The organism is Bradyrhizobium lablabi, from assembly GCF_018131005.1.
Classification (GTDB): domain Bacteria; phylum Pseudomonadota; class Alphaproteobacteria; order Rhizobiales; family Xanthobacteraceae; genus Bradyrhizobium; species Bradyrhizobium lablabi_D.
This window is the reverse complement of sequence record NZ_JAFCJK010000002.1, coordinates 67,267-84,030: the sequence shown is the minus strand read 5'-3', so window position 1 is coordinate 84,030 and position 16,764 is coordinate 67,267. Positions and strand designations below refer to the sequence as shown.

General features: G+C 62.3%; 12 protein-coding genes. 11 read left to right on the top strand and 1 reads right to left on the bottom strand.

Annotated elements, in window-relative coordinates; all coding sequences use genetic code 11:
• Window positions 1–29: 29 nt before the first annotated feature.
• From rpoC to JQ553_RS05465, 3 genes are all read left to right on the top strand, one after another.
• Window positions 30–4,229 carry a DNA-directed RNA polymerase subunit beta' gene (gene rpoC, locus JQ553_RS05475; protein ID WP_212498902.1) on the top strand — a complete coding sequence of 1,400 codons (4,200 nt, stop codon included), beginning with the start codon at window positions 30–32 and terminating at the stop codon, window positions 4,227–4,229.
• A 180-nt stretch (window positions 4,230–4,409) separates the two neighbouring features.
• Window positions 4,410–6,467 (top strand): FAD-dependent oxidoreductase, encoded by a 2,058-nt coding sequence (locus tag JQ553_RS05470; RefSeq protein WP_212498901.1) that lies wholly within the window; start codon window positions 4,410–4,412, stop codon window positions 6,465–6,467.
• Window positions 6,468–6,637: 170 nt separating this feature from the next.
• The gene (locus JQ553_RS05465) at window positions 6,638–8,656 is read left to right on the top strand and encodes an ABC transporter ATP-binding protein (protein WP_212498900.1); all 2,019 of its coding nucleotides are present in this window, start codon (window positions 6,638–6,640) and stop codon (window positions 8,654–8,656) included.
• On the opposite strand, the gene JQ553_RS05460 is transcribed toward JQ553_RS05465, so the two are convergent.
• On the bottom strand, window positions 8,596–9,822 hold the full coding sequence (locus tag JQ553_RS05460) for an NAD(P)/FAD-dependent oxidoreductase (RefSeq protein WP_212498899.1): 1,227 nt from the start codon (window positions 9,820–9,822) through the stop codon (window positions 8,596–8,598). The genes JQ553_RS05465 and JQ553_RS05460 overlap by 61 nt on opposite strands.
• Before the next feature lie 665 nt (window positions 9,823–10,487).
• On the opposite strand from JQ553_RS05460, the gene rpsL reads away from it, so the two are divergent.
• From rpsL to JQ553_RS05420, 8 genes are all read left to right on the top strand, one after another.
• A complete protein-coding gene (rpsL, locus tag JQ553_RS05455; protein WP_006611834.1) occupies window positions 10,488–10,859 on the top strand; it encodes a 30S ribosomal protein S12 in 372 nt (123 codons plus the stop codon).
• A gap of 15 nt (window positions 10,860–10,874) precedes the next feature.
• A complete protein-coding gene (gene rpsG, locus JQ553_RS05450; protein ID WP_212498898.1) occupies window positions 10,875–11,345 on the top strand; it encodes a 30S ribosomal protein S7 in 471 nt (156 codons plus the stop codon).
• Window positions 11,346–11,375: 30 nt separating this feature from the next.
• Complete coding sequence (gene fusA, locus JQ553_RS05445; RefSeq protein ID WP_212498897.1) at window positions 11,376–13,448, top strand: elongation factor G; 2,073 nt, start codon at window positions 11,376–11,378, stop codon at window positions 13,446–13,448.
• Window positions 13,449–13,488: 40 nt separating this feature from the next.
• The gene (gene tuf / locus JQ553_RS05440) at window positions 13,489–14,679 is read left to right on the top strand and encodes an elongation factor Tu (RefSeq protein WP_212498896.1); all 1,191 of its coding nucleotides are present in this window, start codon (window positions 13,489–13,491) and stop codon (window positions 14,677–14,679) included.
• Window positions 14,680–14,762: 83 nt separating this feature from the next.
• Entirely contained in the window at window positions 14,763–15,071 is a 309-nt protein-coding gene (gene rpsJ, locus JQ553_RS05435) for a 30S ribosomal protein S10 (RefSeq protein ID WP_002712302.1), read from the top strand.
• A 54-nt stretch (window positions 15,072–15,125) separates the two neighbouring features.
• Complete coding sequence (rplC, locus tag JQ553_RS05430) at window positions 15,126–15,845, top strand: 50S ribosomal protein L3 (RefSeq protein WP_212498895.1); 720 nt, start codon at window positions 15,126–15,128, stop codon at window positions 15,843–15,845.
• A gap of 1 nt (window position 15,846) precedes the next feature.
• Complete coding sequence (rplD, locus tag JQ553_RS05425) at window positions 15,847–16,467, top strand: 50S ribosomal protein L4 (protein ID WP_212498894.1); 621 nt, start codon at window positions 15,847–15,849, stop codon at window positions 16,465–16,467.
• On the top strand, window positions 16,464–16,763 hold the full coding sequence (locus tag JQ553_RS05420) for a 50S ribosomal protein L23 (protein WP_044538543.1): 300 nt from the start codon (window positions 16,464–16,466) through the stop codon (window positions 16,761–16,763). Before rplD ends, JQ553_RS05420 begins: the two co-directional genes overlap by 4 nt.
• Window position 16,764 lies beyond the last annotated feature (1 nt).

Here is a 16,764-nt window from a genome sequence, read left to right as displayed (position 1 = left end):
GGTGACGATCGGCACGCGAGGAGAAGACCATGAACCAAGAGATTATGAATCTTTTTAACCCGACGACGCCGGCTCAGGTCTTCGACCAGATCCGGATCTCGATCGCGTCTCCGGAGAAGATTCTGTCCTGGTCCTACGGCGAGATCAAGAAGCCGGAGACCATCAACTACCGCACGTTCAAGCCCGAGCGCGACGGTCTGTTCTGCGCTCGCATCTTCGGGCCGATCAAGGACTACGAGTGCTTGTGCGGCAAGTACAAGCGGATGAAGTACAAGGGCATCATCTGCGAAAAGTGCTCGGTCGAGGTGACGCTGTCGCGCGTCCGGCGCGAGCGCATGGGCCATATCGAGCTCGCAGCGCCGGTTGCCCACATCTGGTTCCTGAAGTCGCTGCCATCGCGCATCGGCCTCCTGCTCGACATGACGCTGAAGGATCTCGAGCGGATCCTCTACTTTGAATACTACGTCGTGCTCGAGCCGGGCCTGACCGCGCTGAAGGACCGTCAGCTACTGTCGGAAGACGAGTATCTGAAGGCGCAGGACGAATACGGCCAGGACAGCTTCACCGCCATGATCGGCGCGGAGGCGATCCGCGAGCTGCTCAAGGGCCTCGACCTCGAGAAGCTCGAGGCGACGCTGCGCGCCGACATGGCCGAGACCGACTCGGACATCAAGCACAAGAAGCTCGCCAAGCGCCTGAAGATCGTCGAAGCCTTCCGCTTCTCCGGCAACAAGCCGGAATGGATGATCATGACGGTCGTGCCGGTGATTCCGCCGGACCTGCGTCCGCTGGTGCCGCTCGACGGCGGCCGGTTCGCGACGTCGGATCTCAACGACCTCTATCGCCGCGTCATCAACCGCAACAACCGTCTGAAGCGGCTGATGGAGCTGCGTGCGCCCGACATCATCATCCGCAACGAAAAGCGCATGCTGCAGGAGGCGGTCGACGCGCTGTTCGACAACGGCCGCCGTGGCCGCGTCATCACTGGCGCCAACAAGCGTCCTTTGAAATCGCTCGCCGACATGCTGAAGGGCAAGCAGGGCCGGTTCCGTCAGAACCTGCTCGGCAAGCGCGTAGACTATTCGGGCCGTTCGGTGATCGTGGTCGGCCCCGAGCTGCGCCTGCATCAGTGCGGCCTGCCGAAGAAGATGGCGCTCGAGCTGTTCAAGCCGTTCATCTATTCGCGACTCGACGCCAAGGGTCTGTCCACCACGGTGAAGCAGGCCAAGAAGCTCGTCGAGAAGGAGCGTCCGGAGGTCTGGGATATCCTCGATGAGGTGATCCGCGAGCATCCGGTGCTTCTCAACCGCGCGCCGACGCTGCATCGCCTCGGTATTCAGGCGTTCGAGCCGGTGCTGATCGAGGGCAAGGCGATCCAGTTGCATCCGCTGGTGTGCGCCGCCTTCAACGCCGATTTCGACGGCGACCAGATGGCCGTGCACGTCCCGCTGTCGCTCGAAGCGCAGCTCGAAGCGCGCGTGCTGATGATGTCGACCAACAACATCCTGCACCCGGCGAACGGCCAGCCGATCATCGTGCCGTCGCAGGACATCGTGCTGGGCCTCTACTACGTCTCGATCATGCGCGAAGGACTGCCCGGAGAGGGCAAGATCTTCGGCGACTTGGCTGAGCTCGAGCACGCCCTGCATTCGAAGGTCATCCACCTCCACACCAAGATCAAGTACCGGTGGGAGGGCACCGACGAGGAAGGCAAGCCGTCCAAGCGCTGGATCGAAACCACCGCGGGCCGCGTCATGCTCGGCAACCTGCTGCCGAAGAGTCCGAAGATCTCGTACGACATCATCAACAAGCTGATGACCAAGCGCGAGATCTCCGGCGTCATCGACCAGGTCTATCGCCACTGCGGCCAGAAGGAGACGGTGATCTTCTGCGACCGCATCATGGCGCTCGGCTTCTATAATGCGTTCAAGGCCGGCATTTCGTTCGGCAAGGACGACATGGTCGTGCCGCACGGCAAGTGGAAGATCGTCGACACCACCCGTACGCTGGCGAAGGATTTCGAGCAGCAGTACAATGACGGCCTGATCACCCATGGCGAGAAGTACAACAAGGTCGTCGACGCCTGGTCGAAGGCGACCGAGGAAATCGCCAAGGCGATGATGAAGGAAATCTCCGCGACCAAGAAGACGGCGAGCGGAGCGGACGCGGACATCAATTCGATCTACATGATGGCCCACTCCGGTGCGCGCGGTTCGCCGGCCCAGATGCGCCAGCTTGCCGGCATGCGCGGCCTGATGGCCAAGCCGTCGGGCGAGATCATCGAGACGCCGATCATTTCCAACTTCAAGGAAGGCTTGTCGGTGCTCGAATACTTCAACTCGACCCACGGCGCCCGCAAGGGCCTCGCGGACACCGCGTTGAAGACCGCGAACTCCGGCTACCTGACCCGCCGTCTCGTCGACGTCGCGCAGGACTGCATCATCACGCAGGCCGACTGCGGCACCAAACTCGGCATCAAGATGCGCGCCATCGTCGATGCCGGCACGGTCGTCGCCTCGCTCGGCTCCCGCATCCTGGGCCGCGTGGCCTGTGATGACGTGCGCGATCCCGCCAGCAACAGCGTGATCGTCAAGCGCGATACTCTGATGGAGGAGAGCCATGTCGACGCGATTCAGCAGGCTGGCATCCAGGAGGTGAAGATCCGCTCGGCGCTGACCTGCGAGCTCGTCAACGGCATCTGCGGCAAGTGCTACGGCCGCGATCTCGCGCGCGGCACGCCGGTCAACCACGGTGAGGCCGTCGGCGTCATCGCGGCACAGTCGATCGGCGAGCCCGGCACGCAGCTCACGATGCGCACGTTCCACATCGGCGGTGCGGCGCAGATCAACGAGCAGTCGTTCGTGGAATCGAACTTCGACGGCAAGATCGTGATCAAGAACAAGGCCATCGCCCGGAACAGCGACGGTCACCTGATCGCGATGGTGCGCAACATGGTCGTTGCAATCGTCGACGCCGACGGCGCCGAGCGCGCCACGCACCGCATCCAGTACGGTTCGCGGATGCATGTCGACGATGGCGACATGGTGAAGCGTGGCCAGCGCATCGCGGAGTGGGATCCCTATACCCGCCCGGTGCTGACCGAAGTCGAGGGCACGATCGGGTTCGAGGATCTGGTCGAGGGCCAGTCGATTTCGGAAACGCTGGACGAGTCGACCGGTATCGCCAAGCGCGTGGTCATCGACTGGCGCACGACGCGCGGCGGTTCGGATCTGCGTCCGGCCATCGTGGTCAAGGGCAAGGACGGCAAGGTGATGAAACTCGCACGTGGCGGCGATGCCCGCTACATGCTGTCGGTCGACGCCATTCTGTCGGTCGATATCGGCGCGAAGGTGCAGCCCGGCGACATCTTGGCGCGTATCTCGACCGAGAGCGCCAAGACGCGCGACATCACCGGCGGTCTGCCGCGAGTGGCGGAGCTGTTCGAGGCCCGGAAGCCGAAGGATGCGGCGATCATCGCCGAAACCGCGGGCACGATTCGCTTTGGCCGCGACTACAAGAACAAGCGCCGCATCTCGATCGAGCCGATGGACAAGACCGAGGAGCCGCGCGAGTACCTGATCCCGAAGGGCAAGCACATTCATCTGCAGGACGGCGATGTCGTCGAAAAGGGCGATTTCATCGTCGAAGGCAATCCGGCGCCGCACGACATCTTGGCGATCAAGGGCATCGAGGAACTCGCTGCCTATCTGGTCAACGAAATCCAGGAGGTCTATCGGTTGCAGGGCGTGCTCATCAACGACAAGCACATCGAGGTGATTGTCCGTCAGATGCTGCAGAAGGTGGAGGTCGCGGACCAGGGCGACACCGATATGATCGTGGGCGAACAGGTCGACAAGATCGAGTTCGACGCGCTCAACAGCAAGGCTAAGGAGGAGGGCAAGAAGCCCGCCACGGGTACGCCGGTTCTGCTCGGCATCACCAAGGCGAGCCTGCAGACCCGCTCCTTCTTCTCGGCGGCATCGTTCCAGGAGACCACGCGCGTGCTCACCGAAGCGGCCGTCAACGGCAAGGTGGACCCGCTCGAGGGCCTCAAGGAAAACGTCATCGTCGGCCGCCTGATTCCGGCCGGCACCGGTGCCTCGATGGCGCGGATCCGGGAGGTCGCGGTCAAGCGCGACAAGCTGATCCTCGACGAGCGCGAGAAGCAGGCGGCGATCGTGCCGACGGCCCCGGAAGCGGAGCCGCTGGCCCTGCCGCCCGCGGAATAGCATCCGCAAGACTACGGTAATGGACGAAAAGGCCGGCTCCGTGCCGGCCTTTTTGCTGCTTTCTTTCCTTTGCTGCGCTGCGATAACCTGCTTTGTTCATCTTTCCTTCAGAGTGAAAAGCGCTTTTGCTAATTTGGCTTAGGCCGGCCGCTTCGCGGGTCCGGAGACGACGGAACGTACATGTTTGATCTTGCAATCGTTGGCGGCGGCCCCGGCGGCCTGATGAGCGCGTGGTACCTGAAGCGCAAGCTCGGCGACCTTTGCCGCGTCACGCTCTTCGAGGCGTCGGATCGTCTCGGCGGCAAGATCGCCACGCGCAAGTTCGACACTGCGCCCGCGATGTACGAAGCCGGAGTCGCCGAGATCTACGACTACTCGATGACCGGGCCCGACCCGCTGCGCGAGTTGATCCAGCATTTCGGTCTGCAGACAATTCCGATGGATGCCGAGCAGGTGCATCTCGACGGCGAACTGCTCGCCGATGTCGCCGGTGTGCGACGCAAATACGGGCCGAAGACCGCTGACGCAATCGAGGCCTTCCGCAACCGCTGCACCGAGCTGGTATCGCCGATCGAATACTACGAAGGCGTCGGCGCGCACGACAACGAACACCCCTGGGCCTACAAGACCTGCGAGCAGGTGCTCGACGAGGAGGTCGAGGATCCCATTGCCAAGCGCTTCTTCAAGGTGATGGCGCGCTCCGACATCGCGACCGAGAGTCACAACACCAACGGACTCAACGCGCTGAAGAACTTCGTGATGGATATCGACGGCTATATCGGTCTGTACTCGATTCAGAACGGCAACGAGCAGTTGATCGAGTGTCTGCGCTCGGAGGTCGATGCCGACATCCATCTCAACCACCGGGTCCTCAAGGTCGGCAAGACCGCAAGCGGCCGCTATCAGCTCAACATGATGAATGGCAAAGGGCCGGAGACGCGCGACTTCGACCTCGTGCTGGTTTGCCTGCCGCATTCCTGGCTCGCGACGATGGGCTGGGACGGCGAAGAGTTGCGCAAGTCGATGGTCAAGCACATCGCCTATTTCGACCGGCCTGCGCACTATCTGCGCGTCTCGATCCTGTTCGACGAACCGTTCTGGGGCGAGAAGATCCCAGGCGCCTGGTTCATGTCGGAAGCATTCGGCGGCTGCTGCGTCTACAACGAAGGCGCGCGCCATGACGTCGGCAGGCACGGCGTCCTGAACTGGCTGATTGCGGGCTCCGACGCGCTGGCTTTCGCCAATCTCACCGACCAGGAACTGATCGACACCGCACTGAAATCGTTGCCCGCCGCGTTTGGCGATGCCCGTGCGCATTTCATGGAAGGCAAGATCCAGCGCTGGCTGTCGTCGGTGAACGCGCTGCCCGGAGGGCTGCCGGTGCGCGACGTTCTCACCAATCACCGTCCCGAGCCGAAGGAGCATCCTGGGATCGTGGTAGTCGGCGATTATCTGTTCGATTCGACGCTGAATGGTCTGCTCGACTCCTCGGATGCTGCGACCGACATCATCCTCACCGAGATGATACGGCTGCGCCGTGCCCAGTCGCAGACAACGGCAATTCTGTCGGACAAGATCGACCGCAGCTATTTCGAGAATTACCGGAACGTCGGTCCGTACAGCGAGGCGTGGCGCCACTTCACCGATCCGTCCTTTCTGATAGACCTGATCAACACCGTGTGGGGCAGGGAGAAGGGCTACAAGCTCCTGGTCGCCGGCTCCGCCAGCGGCGAACTGGTCGGTGCGCTGCGCGAACGCGGTATCGATGCCTGGGGTATCGAGAACAACCGCTACATCCACGGCAAGACGCCGACGGCGCTGACGAAATACAACAAGTTCGGCTCAATCGTCGACATGCCGTTCGACTCCAACGAGTTCGACTTCGTGTTCGAGACCAGCCTGTGTCATCTCAGCGGCAAGCAGGTAGTGCGCGCGGTGCGCGAGCTCAATCGCGTCGTCAAGACCGGCCTCGTATTCGGCTCGGTGACGTCGGACATGGCGCCGGCGCTGATCGACCGCTACGACCTGCTGCGCGGCGTGAAGAAGCTCGCCACCTGGTGGGAATGGTCGGAGCTGTTCTTTGGCAACGGCTTCGATCTCGCGATGCATCGCCACGATTGTACCGAGGCGCTGTGGGCCGCGACTCTCGCGGCCAACAAGGGACCGGGGCATTGGTATGGCGACGCCGACGCTTTGCGCTACTCGTTCTTCGATAAGGTCGAGGCCGAGAACGACTAGCCGCGCGGCTGCGACGTGGAGTGCCGCTCTGTGCCGCGCCTTTGGTGCGGTACATCGTCGATGCCAATTGCTTTGCTGATCTCACCGTGATCGCATAGGATCGGGGTTGTCGCGTTTTCGCGGCGCCCTCAATTTGCGGTCATGCCGGCCGTGCAGCATCGGTTGGTTTTATGGCGCCCAAGCCTCCTGCTTCCGACGATCCGAATCTGGCCGGCGCCGATGATCCCGAGCTGAAGAATAGGCTTGCGGTGGCCGGTTCGAGCCAGCCAGCCGCCAAGGCCAGAGCGCAGGTTGCGCCCGAGGACCATGAGGAGGAAAGGGACGACGACGAGCTCGACGACGATGAGGACGACGAGGATCTCGTCGTCTTTACCGCCAAGGAAGCCGCCGGTGCGCTCGCCACGATCTATGGCTTCGTCAGGCCGTTCCTGAGCACCTACAAGCGGCTGTTCGCCTTCGTCGCCTTCGGTGTGGTGGTCGAGACGCTATTCAACGTCATCATGCCGCTCAGCCTGAAGTTCCTGATCGACGACGCGCTCGGCGAGGAGGATTTTCAGGCTCTCTACAAGATCCTCGGCGTGCTTGCGGTCGCCGGCATCGTCACCTCGATTATCGCGGTCTGGTACGAGCGCTGGGATGCGCGGCTCGCGGCCAGCATCATTTCCGACGTGCGGACGCGGCTGTTCGATCACGTCCAGAACCTGCCGTCGTCCTATTTTGCGCGTACCAAGCGCGGCGAGATCCTGTCGCGCTTCTCGATCGACCTTTCGGCGTTCGAGGGTTCGATCAAGACCTTCGCCAACAGTGCTGCGCTGCCGTTCCTGGAAATGATTGCCGGCATCATCCTGATGCTGTTCTTGAATTGGCAGCTCGCGGTCGTTGCGCTGCTGGTGTTTCCGATCACGCTGATCGGTCCCCGCATCCTGACTCCGAAAGCGGTGCAGGCCAATTACGAGCAGAAGCTCAACGAATCGGCGCTGCTCGCGACTGTGCAGGAGAACGTCGCCGCGCAAGCGGTGGTGAAGGCCTTCAACCTGCAAAGGCGCGCGCTCGGCTGGTTCACCATGCGCAACCGCGAGGTCAGAACGAAGGCGGCCTCCGCCATGTTCCTGTCGACCATGGTGGAGCGCACCGTCACCATCGCGGTGCTGCTGCTGCATCTCGTGGTGCTCGCGATCGGCGCCTATCTCGCGACCAAGGGCCAGATCACGATCGGCACCTTCGTCACCTTCGAAAGTGCGTTCTGGGAGGTGTCCTACAACATCGCCCATCTCATGCATTTCATCCCTGTGTCGATCCAGTCGGCGGCAGCGGTGCGGCATATCCAGGAACTGCTGGACGAGCCAACCCGCGGCGCCGACCGTCCCGGCGCGCCGGATTTGCCACGCATCACTAACGACATCACCTTCGACCGCGTCAGCTTCCAATATGAAGGGGCGCTGACGCCGGTGCTCGACAATCTCACTCTCAAGCTCAATGCCGGCAAAAGCATCGCGATCGTCGGCCCGAGCGGCTCCGGCAAGAGCACGTTGCTCAATCTCATCCTTCGGCTCTATGTGCCGGACGAGGGTCGCGTCACCATCGACGGCGTCGACATCCGCCGCGTGACTCGCGAGTCGCTGCGGCGGGGCATGGCGGTGGTGTTCCAGGAGAACATGCTGTTCAACATGTCGATCCGCGAGAACATAAGGCTCGGCAAGGAGGGGGCGACCGACGCCGAGGTCGAGGACGCTGCCAGGAAGGCCGAGATCCACCGCTACATCATGAGCCTGCCGCAGAAATACGACACGCCGGTCGGCGAGCGCGGCGACACGTTGTCAGGTGGCCAACGTCAGCGCATTGCGATTGCCCGCGCCATCATCCGCAATCCGTCGGTTCTGTTGTTGGACGAAGCAACGTCGGCGCTCGACCAGACCACGGAGGCCGCGATCAATCGCACGCTGCTCAAGGTCGCGACAGGCCGAACCATGATCTGGTCAACCCACCGGCTCACCTCCGTGGTCGACATGGACGAGATCATTGTGATTTCCGGCGGCAGGGCGATCGAACGCGGCTCGCACGCCGAACTGCTCGCCAGGAATGGTGTCTACCGCAAGCTATGGGACGATCAGGGCCATACGTCGGCAGCTCAGGCCGACGACGACAATGAGGATGATGACGAAGTCGAGGAGGATGGTGACGAGGAGTGAGCGCGAAGTTTCCGCTCCGGCCTGATCACCTTGCGTGTTCGCCGTAATGTCCCGTCGCCGAGATAGGCGAGGAAGCGCGTCCAGCGCTGGAGCCGCCAGTAAAGCCCGGTATCGATCGACACCGAGCGGAACTTGAACGCCTTGTCGTTCGACCAGGCGTCGCAGGCCTTCTTGAGCGGATCGTCGTAGAACGCGGCGATCTTGTCCGCGCCCATGCCCTCCGTCGCAAGCCAAGCCGGAATATGCATGTTGCAGAGCTGCGCGACGTCGGTGAACACCTTGTCGGTGCCGGTGCCGGTTACGGGGCAGGTGGTCGCGAAAGCGTCACCGACCAGTACGATGCCGGCCTGCACGTAGCCCGTACTGACATGCAGGTCGGCGGGCCTGATCTTGATGTCGCCGGAAACATCGAATTCGCCGGTGATCCGGCGCAGGCGCGGCAGCGCGGCGTTCAGCGTCTCAACTGGATGATGCCGCATCGCGCGCAGCCAGGGATCGTCCGCCTGGCGATAGGTAAAGAGGTTGGCGCGCATCCGGCTCCCGACCGGAAACAGCGTTAGGTAGGGGATACGGTCGCTCGGCCGCTCCGAGAAATAGGTCATCGCCGGAAAGGGGAAGGCGGGCCGTCCCACCGGCACGAGGTCGAAGCCGATTGAAATGGAATGGCAGGCGCTGACGAGCCGCCGCTCGATCCCGACCGCCCTCCGCAACCCGACATTCAGCCCGCTGGCGAGCACCGCGAGCCGCGCCGAGATCGTGTCTCCATTGGCGAGTACAAGCTTCTGCCGCTCGTCGCTGGTCGTGACACCGATGACCTTGTCGCAGATGAATTCCGCAGGTTCGACCATCTCTGCCCTGATCGCGCCGACCAGCGCATCGTACATGATGCCGAATTGCTGGCTCGGCACCTTGTCGAGCAGATAGCCGAATCGGGCGATCCAGTTTTCCCCGTCCAGCGTGGCCGAACGCAGCACGGATTGGGCCAGGCCCGTCCTTTCGAATCGCTCGAGCTGCACCCCGCCGCTGATCTTCTCGACACGAAAATCGAAGGGATAGATTTGATGCGGATCGATCAGGATGCTCGGGACGCCGTCGCGGCCGAGCATGGCCGCCGCGGTCGAGCCCGCAAGGCCTCCGCCGATAATCGCGACATCTGTATACCGCATGGAGGTTCTCGGGCCCTGGCACCCTCCTTTTTGCGCTGCGAATGGCAAATAAATGCTTAGTTTACACCGCCGACCTTGAAGACGAAGCTGGGAAGCTTATTTTATCCGGATGAAATGATGATCCTGGGGCGGCCGATCGGGATGGGTGACGTCGCGATTTCGAGCAGGAGAGCGCGGACCTGAATGCAAAATCTGTAGGCGCCAGAGGTGTTTCTTTGATTATCGTTTTGCTTGACTTCACAATCTTGCGCTTATACAAGGCGGCCACTTAACGACAGGCGGTGAGCAACGCCAACGTCGGAACGGAACACCCTGACGGTTCCTAGGGAACCGGACGGGCACCAACCTCGACGAATGCCGCTCAGACGCTGTCGATTATAGCTAGGCAATGCCAGGACGATTTTGGTTCTCTTGAGCAAGTCCTCTTGAGAGTGAATTCGGATGCATGACCTCGATTGCGGACTGAACAGCGAACGCTGATCAGGTTCGGATCGAGGTCCTCTGTGGCGTCGAAGCGCTTTCCGCTCAGCGATGGGTGGTTGGCGTGATTTCGTTTTGCGTGGACGTTTGTCGCGCGCCGGACGGGCCGTACGGGACGGCTGATCCCGAGAAGATATTGGCGGAGCCATTCAAGGTTCCGCGCGAACTAAAAGGGTGAAGGCTGCATGCCGACGATCAACCAGCTGATCGCAAATCCACGAGAAGTGCAGAAGTCGCGCAAGAAGGTGCCGGCGCTGCAGCAATCGCCGCAGAAGCGCGGCGTGTGCACGCGCGTCTACACCACGACGCCGAAGAAGCCGAACTCGGCGCTTCGCAAGGTCGCCAAGGTGCGCCTGACCAACGGCTTCGAGGTGATCGGCTACATCCCGGGTGAGGGCCATAACCTGCAGGAGCACTCGGTGGTCATGATCCGCGGCGGCCGCGTCAAGGATTTGCCCGGCGTGCGCTACCACATCCTCCGCGGCGTGCTGGATACCCAGGGCGTCAAGAACCGTAAGCAGCGCCGTTCGAAGTACGGTGCCAAGCGTCCGAAATAAGCGGGAAACGATCAGATGTCGCGTCGCCATTCTGCTGAGAAGCGTGAAGTTCTTCCGGACCCGAAGTTCGGGAACGTCATCATTACGAAGTTCATGAACTCGGTGATGTACGCCGGGAAGAAGTCGGTCGCCGAAGGTATCGTCTACGGCGCGCTGGGCATGATCGAGGCCAAGACCAAGCAGAACCCGCTCGGCGTGTTCGAGCAGGCGCTCGAGAACGTGATGCCGACTATCGAGGTCCGTTCCCGCCGCGTCGGCGGCGCGACTTACCAGGTGCCGGTGGAAGTGCGTTCGGTGCGCCGCCAGGCACTCGGCATCCGCTGGCTGATCTCGGCCGCGCGCGAGCGGAACGAGAAGACCATGACGGAGCGGCTCTCAGCGGAGTTGCTCGATGCATCGAACAACCGGGGGAACGCCGTCAAGAAGCGCGAAGACGTGCACCGGATGGCGGAAGCCAACCGCGCCTTCTCGCACTATCGCTGGTAAGGCGAACAAAGGAATCTAAGGAACAGCCCCATGCCCCGCCAACATGCCATCGAGGACTATCGCAACTTCGGTATCATGGCGCATATCGATGCCGGCAAGACCACGACCACCGAGCGCATCCTCTATTACACCGGCAAGAGCCACAAGATCGGCGAAGTGCACGAAGGTGCCGCGACGATGGACTGGATGGAGCAGGAGCAGGAGCGCGGCATCACGATCACCTCGGCTGCGACCACCGCCTTCTGGAACGGCAAGCGCCTGAACATCATCGACACTCCCGGCCACGTCGACTTCACCATCGAGGTCGAGCGGAGCCTGCGCGTGCTCGACGGCGCCGTTTGCGTGCTCGACTCCAACCAGGGCGTCGAACCGCAAACCGAGACCGTCTGGCGCCAGGGCGACAAGTACAAGGTGCCGCGGATCGTTTTCGCCAACAAGATGGACAAGACCGGTGCGGACTTCTTCAAGTGTCTGTCCGACATCGTCGATCGTCTCGGCGCGAAGCCGATCGCGATCCAGCTTCCGATCGGCGCCGAGAGCGCCTTCAAGGGCCTTGTCGACCTCGTGAAGATGAAGGGCATCATCTGGAACGACGAATCGCTGGGCGCGAAGTTCGACTATGTCGACATTCCGGCCGACCTCGTCGAGCAGGCCAAGGAATATCGCGAGAAGATGGTGGAAGCCGCCGTCGAGCTCGACGACGATGCGCTGGCCGAGTTTCTCGACGGCAAGGAGCCTGACGAGGCGACTCTAAAGAGACTGATCCGCAAGGCGGTGCTGACCGGCGCCTTCTACCCGGTGCTGTGCGGATCCGCGTTCAAGAACAAGGGCGTGCAGCCGTTGCTCGACGCCGTCGTCGACTATCTGCCGTCGCCGCTCGACGTGCCCGCGATCAAGGGCACCGACGACAAGGGCAACGAGGTCGTGCGCAAGGCCGACGACAAGGAGCCCTTGTCGCTGCTCGCGTTCAAGATCATGGACGACCCCTTCGTCGGCACCATCACCTTCTGCCGTATCTATTCGGGCATCCTTCAGTCGGGCACCGGCGTGGTGAACTCGACCCGCGAGAAGAAGGAACGGATCGGCCGCATGCTGTTGATGCATGCGAACAACCGCGAAGACATCAAGGAAGCCTATGCGGGCGACATCGTCGCGCTGGCCGGCCTGAAGGAAGCGCGCACCGGCGACACGCTGTGCGATCCGACCCATCAGGTGATCCTCGAAAAGATGGAATTCCCGGAGCCGGTGATCGAGATCGCGATCGAGCCGAAGTCCAAGGCCGACCAGGAGAAGCTGGGCGTCGCGCTGGCGAAGCTTGCCGCGGAAGACCCGTCGTTCCGCGTGTCGACCGACCACGAGTCCGGCCAGACCATCCTGAAGGGCATGGGCGAACTGCATCTCGACATCAAGGTCGACATCCTCAAGCGCACCTACAAGGTCGACGCCAATATCGGCGCGCCGCAGGTCGCATTCCGCGAGCGCGTCACCAAGCGGGTCGAGCACAGCTACACCCACAAGAAGCAGACCGGTGGTACCGGCCAGTTCGCGGCCGTCACCCTCGTGGTCGAGCCGAACGAGCCGGGCAAGGGCTACGAGTTCGAGTCCAAGATTGTCGGCGGCGCGGTGCCGAAGGAATACATCCCTGGCGTCGAAAAGGGTGTCGAGAGCGTGCTATCCTCAGGCGTGGTCGCCGGCTTCCCGGTGGTCGACGTCAAGGTGCAGCTGATCGACGGCAAGTTCCACGACGTCGACTCTTCGGCGCTGGCCTTTGAAATCGCCACGCGCGCCTGCTTCCGCGAGGCGCTGCAGATGGGCAAGTCCGTTCTGCTCGAGCCGATCATGAAGGTCGAGGTGGTGACGCCGGAAGACTACACCGGCTCGGTCATCGGCGACCTGAATTCGCGGCGCGGCCAGATTCAGGGCCAAGACATGCGCGGCAATGCCAACGTCATCAATGCGATGGTGCCGCTCATGAACATGTTCGGTTACGTGAATAACCTGCGCTCGATGAGCCAGGGGCGCGCAACCTTCACGATGCAGTTCGATCACTACGCCGAAGCTCCGGCGAATGTGTCGGCTGAAGTCCAGAAGAAGTTTGCCTGATTATCGTTGGTTTGCAGCTAACGATTGAACGGAGAGTCAAATGGCCAAAGCAAAATTTGAACGCACTAAACCGCACTGCAACATCGGAACCATCGGTCACGTCGACCATGGCAAGACTTCGCTGACCGCAGCGATCACCAAGGTGCTCGCAGAAACCGGTGGTGCAACGTTCACCGCCTACGACCAGATCGACAAGGCGCCGGAAGAGAAGGCCCGCGGCATCACTATCTCGACCGCTCACGTCGAGTACGAGACGACCAACCGTCACTATGCCCACGTCGACTGCCCCGGCCACGCCGACTACGTGAAGAACATGATCACCGGCGCTGCCCAGATGGACGGCGCGATCCTGGTGGTGTCGGCTGCTGACGGCCCGATGCCGCAGACCCGCGAGCACATCCTGCTCGCCCGCCAGGTCGGCGTGCCCGCGCTCGTCGTGTTTCTCAACAAGTGCGACATGGTCGACGATCCGGAGCTGCTCGAGCTCGTCGAGCTCGAAGTCCGCGAGCTGCTCTCGAAGTATGAATTCCCGGGCGACAAGATCCCGGTCATCAAGGGCTCGGCGCTTGCCGCCCTCGAGGACAAGGACAAGAAGCTCGGCCACGACGCGATCCTCGAGCTGATGAAGAATGTCGACGAGTACATCCCGCAGCCGGAGCGTCCGATCGACCAGCCCTTCCTGATGCCGGTCGAAGACGTGTTCTCGATCTCGGGCCGCGGCACCGTGGTCACCGGCCGTGTCGAGCGCGGCGTGATCAAGGTCGGCGAGGAAATCGAAATCGTCGGCATCCGCGACACCCAGAAGACCATCGTCACCGGCGTCGAGATGTTCCGCAAGCTGCTCGATCAGGGTCAGGCGGGCGACAACATCGGTGCGCTGCTCCGCGGCACCAAGCGCGAGGAAGTCGAGCGTGGCCAGGTGCTCTGCAAGCCGGGTTCGGTCAAGCCGCACACCAAGTTCAAGGCTGAGGCCTACATCCTCACCAAGGAAGAGGGCGGCCGTCACACCCCGTTCTTCACGAACTACCGGCCGCAGTTCTACTTCCGCACCACCGACGTGACCGGCGTCGTGCACCTGCCGGAAGGCACCGAAATGGTGATGCCGGGCGACAATATCGCGATGGAAGTGCACCTGATCGTGCCGATCGCGATGGAAGAAAAGCTGCGTTTCGCGATCCGCGAGGGCGGCCGCACCGTCGGGGCCGGCGTCGTCGCCGCCATCATCGAGTAAGAAGCGAACAGGGAATGGCGAGTGGCGAATAGGTTCTCCTGTTCGCTGCTCGTTACTTGCCACTCACTGAAGAAAGCACGGCAATGAACGGCCAAAACATTCGCATCCGTCTCAAGGCGTTCGACCATCGGATTCTCGATACGTCGACCCGTGAGATCGTGAACACGGCGAAGCGCACCGGTGCGCAGGTTCGCGGACCGATTCCGCTGCCGACCCGCATCGAGAAGTTCACCGTCAACCGTTCTCCGCACGTTGACAAGAAGAGCCGCGAGCAATTCGAGATGCGCACGCACAAGCGCCTGCTCGACATTGTGGACCCGACCCCGCAGACCGTCGATGCCCTGATGAAGCTCGACCTGGCCGCCGGTGTCGACGTCGAGATCAAGCTCTAAGGTTTTGGATTTTTACGTCCGCAGCTTGCGGACAGAAGGACAGGAAGCACGCCGATGCGCTCCGGAGTGATCGCACAAAAGGTCGGGATGACGCGGGTCTTTACGGAGGCCGGTGAGCATATCCCTGTGACCGTGCTGAAGCTTGGCAACTGCCAGGTGCTGGGTCACCGCACGAAAGACAAGAACGGCTACGTCGCCCTTCAGCTCGGTGCGGGTGCCCGCAAGACCGTCTACCTGCCCAAGGCTGAACGCGGCCAGTTCGCGGTCGCCAAGGTCGAGCCCAAGCGCAAGGTTGCGGAATTCCGCGTGTCCGAGGACGCGCTGATCCCGGTCGGCGCCGAGATCCAGGCGGACCATTTCGTGGTCGGCCAGTTCGTCGACGTGACCGGCACCTCGATCGGTAAGGGTTTTGCCGGCGGCATGAAGCGCTGGAATTTCGGCGGTCTGCGCGCCACCCACGGTGTGTCGATCTCGCACCGCTCGATCGGTTCGACCGGTGGCCGCCAGGACCCCGGCAAGACCTTCAAGAACAAGAAGATGCCCGGTCACATGGGCGTCGATCGCATTACCACGCTCAACCTGCGCGTGGTCTCGACCGACGTTGAGCGCGGCCTGATCCTCGTCGAAGGCGCCGTCCCCGGCTCCAAGGGCGGCTGGATCTCGGTGCGTGACGCGGTGAAGAAGCCGCTGCCGAAGGAAGCTCCGAAGCCGGGCAAGTTCAAGGTTGCCGGCGGTGAGGCTGCCGAGGCATCGGCCGAGAAGGAGGGCGCGTGAGATGGAACTGAAAGTCACGACCCTTGAAGGCAAGGACGCCGGATCGGTCCAGCTCTCGGACGCGATCTTCGGTCTTGAGCCGCGCGCGGACATCATCCAGCGCTGCGTGCAGTGGCAGCTTAACAAGCGCCAGGCCGGCACCCACAAGACGCAGGGCCGCGCTGACGTCTGGCGCACCGGCAAGAAGATGTACAAGCAGAAGGGCACCGGCGGCGCCCGTCACGGCTCGGCCCGCGTGCCGCAGTTCCGGGGCGGTGGCCGTGCGTTCGGTCCGGTCGTTCGCTCCCATGCGACCGACCTGCCGAAGAAGGTGCGTGCGCTCGCGCTGAAGCATGCGCTGTCGGCCAAGGCCAAGGACGGCGGGCTGATCGTGATCGACAACGCGACCGTGAAGGAAGCCAAGACCAAGGCGCTGATCGGTCACTTCTCCGGACTCGGGCTCACCAACGCGCTGATCATTGACGGCGCCGAGCTCAACACCGGTTTCGCGACTGCGGCCCGCAACATCCCCAACATCGACGTGCTGCCGATCCAGGGCATCAACGTCTACGACATTCTCCGCCGCCACAAGCTCGTGCTGACCAAGGCTGCGGTTGATGCGCTGGAGGCGCGCTTCAAATGAAGAACATCGACCCGCGCCATTACGACGTGATCGTCGCTCCCGTCGTGACGGAAAAGGCGACGCTCGCCTCCGAGCACAACAAGGTGCTGTTCAAGGTCTCCGGCAAGGCCACCAAGCCGCAGATCAAAGAAGCGATCGAGAAGCTGTTCGACGTCAAGGTGAAGAGCGTCAACACCCTCGTTCGCAAGGGCAAGACCAAGGTGTTCCGCGGCAATCTCGGCTCACAGTCGGATACCAAACGCGCGATCGTGACCCTGGAAGAGGGTCACCGCATCGACGTGACTACCGGACTATAAG

Bases quoted from the DNA above. Each gene is read 5' to 3' on its own strand.
- JQ553_RS05460 (WP_212498899.1), bottom strand. From the start codon at position 9,822: ATGCGGTATACAGATGTCGCGATTATCGGCGGAGGCCTTGCGGGCTCG.
- tuf (WP_212498896.1), top strand. From the start codon at position 13,489: ATGGCCAAAGCAAAATTTGAACGCACTAAACCGCACTGCAACATCGGA.
- rpsJ (WP_002712302.1), top strand. From the start codon at position 14,763: ATGAACGGCCAAAACATTCGCATCCGTCTCAAGGCGTTCGACCATCGG.
- rpsL (WP_006611834.1), top strand. From the start codon at position 10,488: ATGCCGACGATCAACCAGCTGATCGCAAATCCACGAGAAGTGCAGAAG.
- rplC (WP_212498895.1), top strand. From the start codon at position 15,126: ATGCGCTCCGGAGTGATCGCACAAAAGGTCGGGATGACGCGGGTCTTT.
- rplD (WP_212498894.1), top strand. From the start codon at position 15,847: ATGGAACTGAAAGTCACGACCCTTGAAGGCAAGGACGCCGGATCGGTC.
- JQ553_RS05470 (WP_212498901.1), top strand. From the start codon at position 4,410: ATGTTTGATCTTGCAATCGTTGGCGGCGGCCCCGGCGGCCTGATGAGC.
- fusA (WP_212498897.1), top strand. From the start codon at position 11,376: ATGCCCCGCCAACATGCCATCGAGGACTATCGCAACTTCGGTATCATG.
- JQ553_RS05465 (WP_212498900.1), top strand. From the start codon at position 6,638: ATGGCGCCCAAGCCTCCTGCTTCCGACGATCCGAATCTGGCCGGCGCC.
- rpsG (WP_212498898.1), top strand. From the start codon at position 10,875: ATGTCGCGTCGCCATTCTGCTGAGAAGCGTGAAGTTCTTCCGGACCCG.
- JQ553_RS05420 (WP_044538543.1), top strand. From the start codon at position 16,464: ATGAAGAACATCGACCCGCGCCATTACGACGTGATCGTCGCTCCCGTC.
- rpoC (WP_212498902.1), top strand. From the start codon at position 30: ATGAACCAAGAGATTATGAATCTTTTTAACCCGACGACGCCGGCTCAG.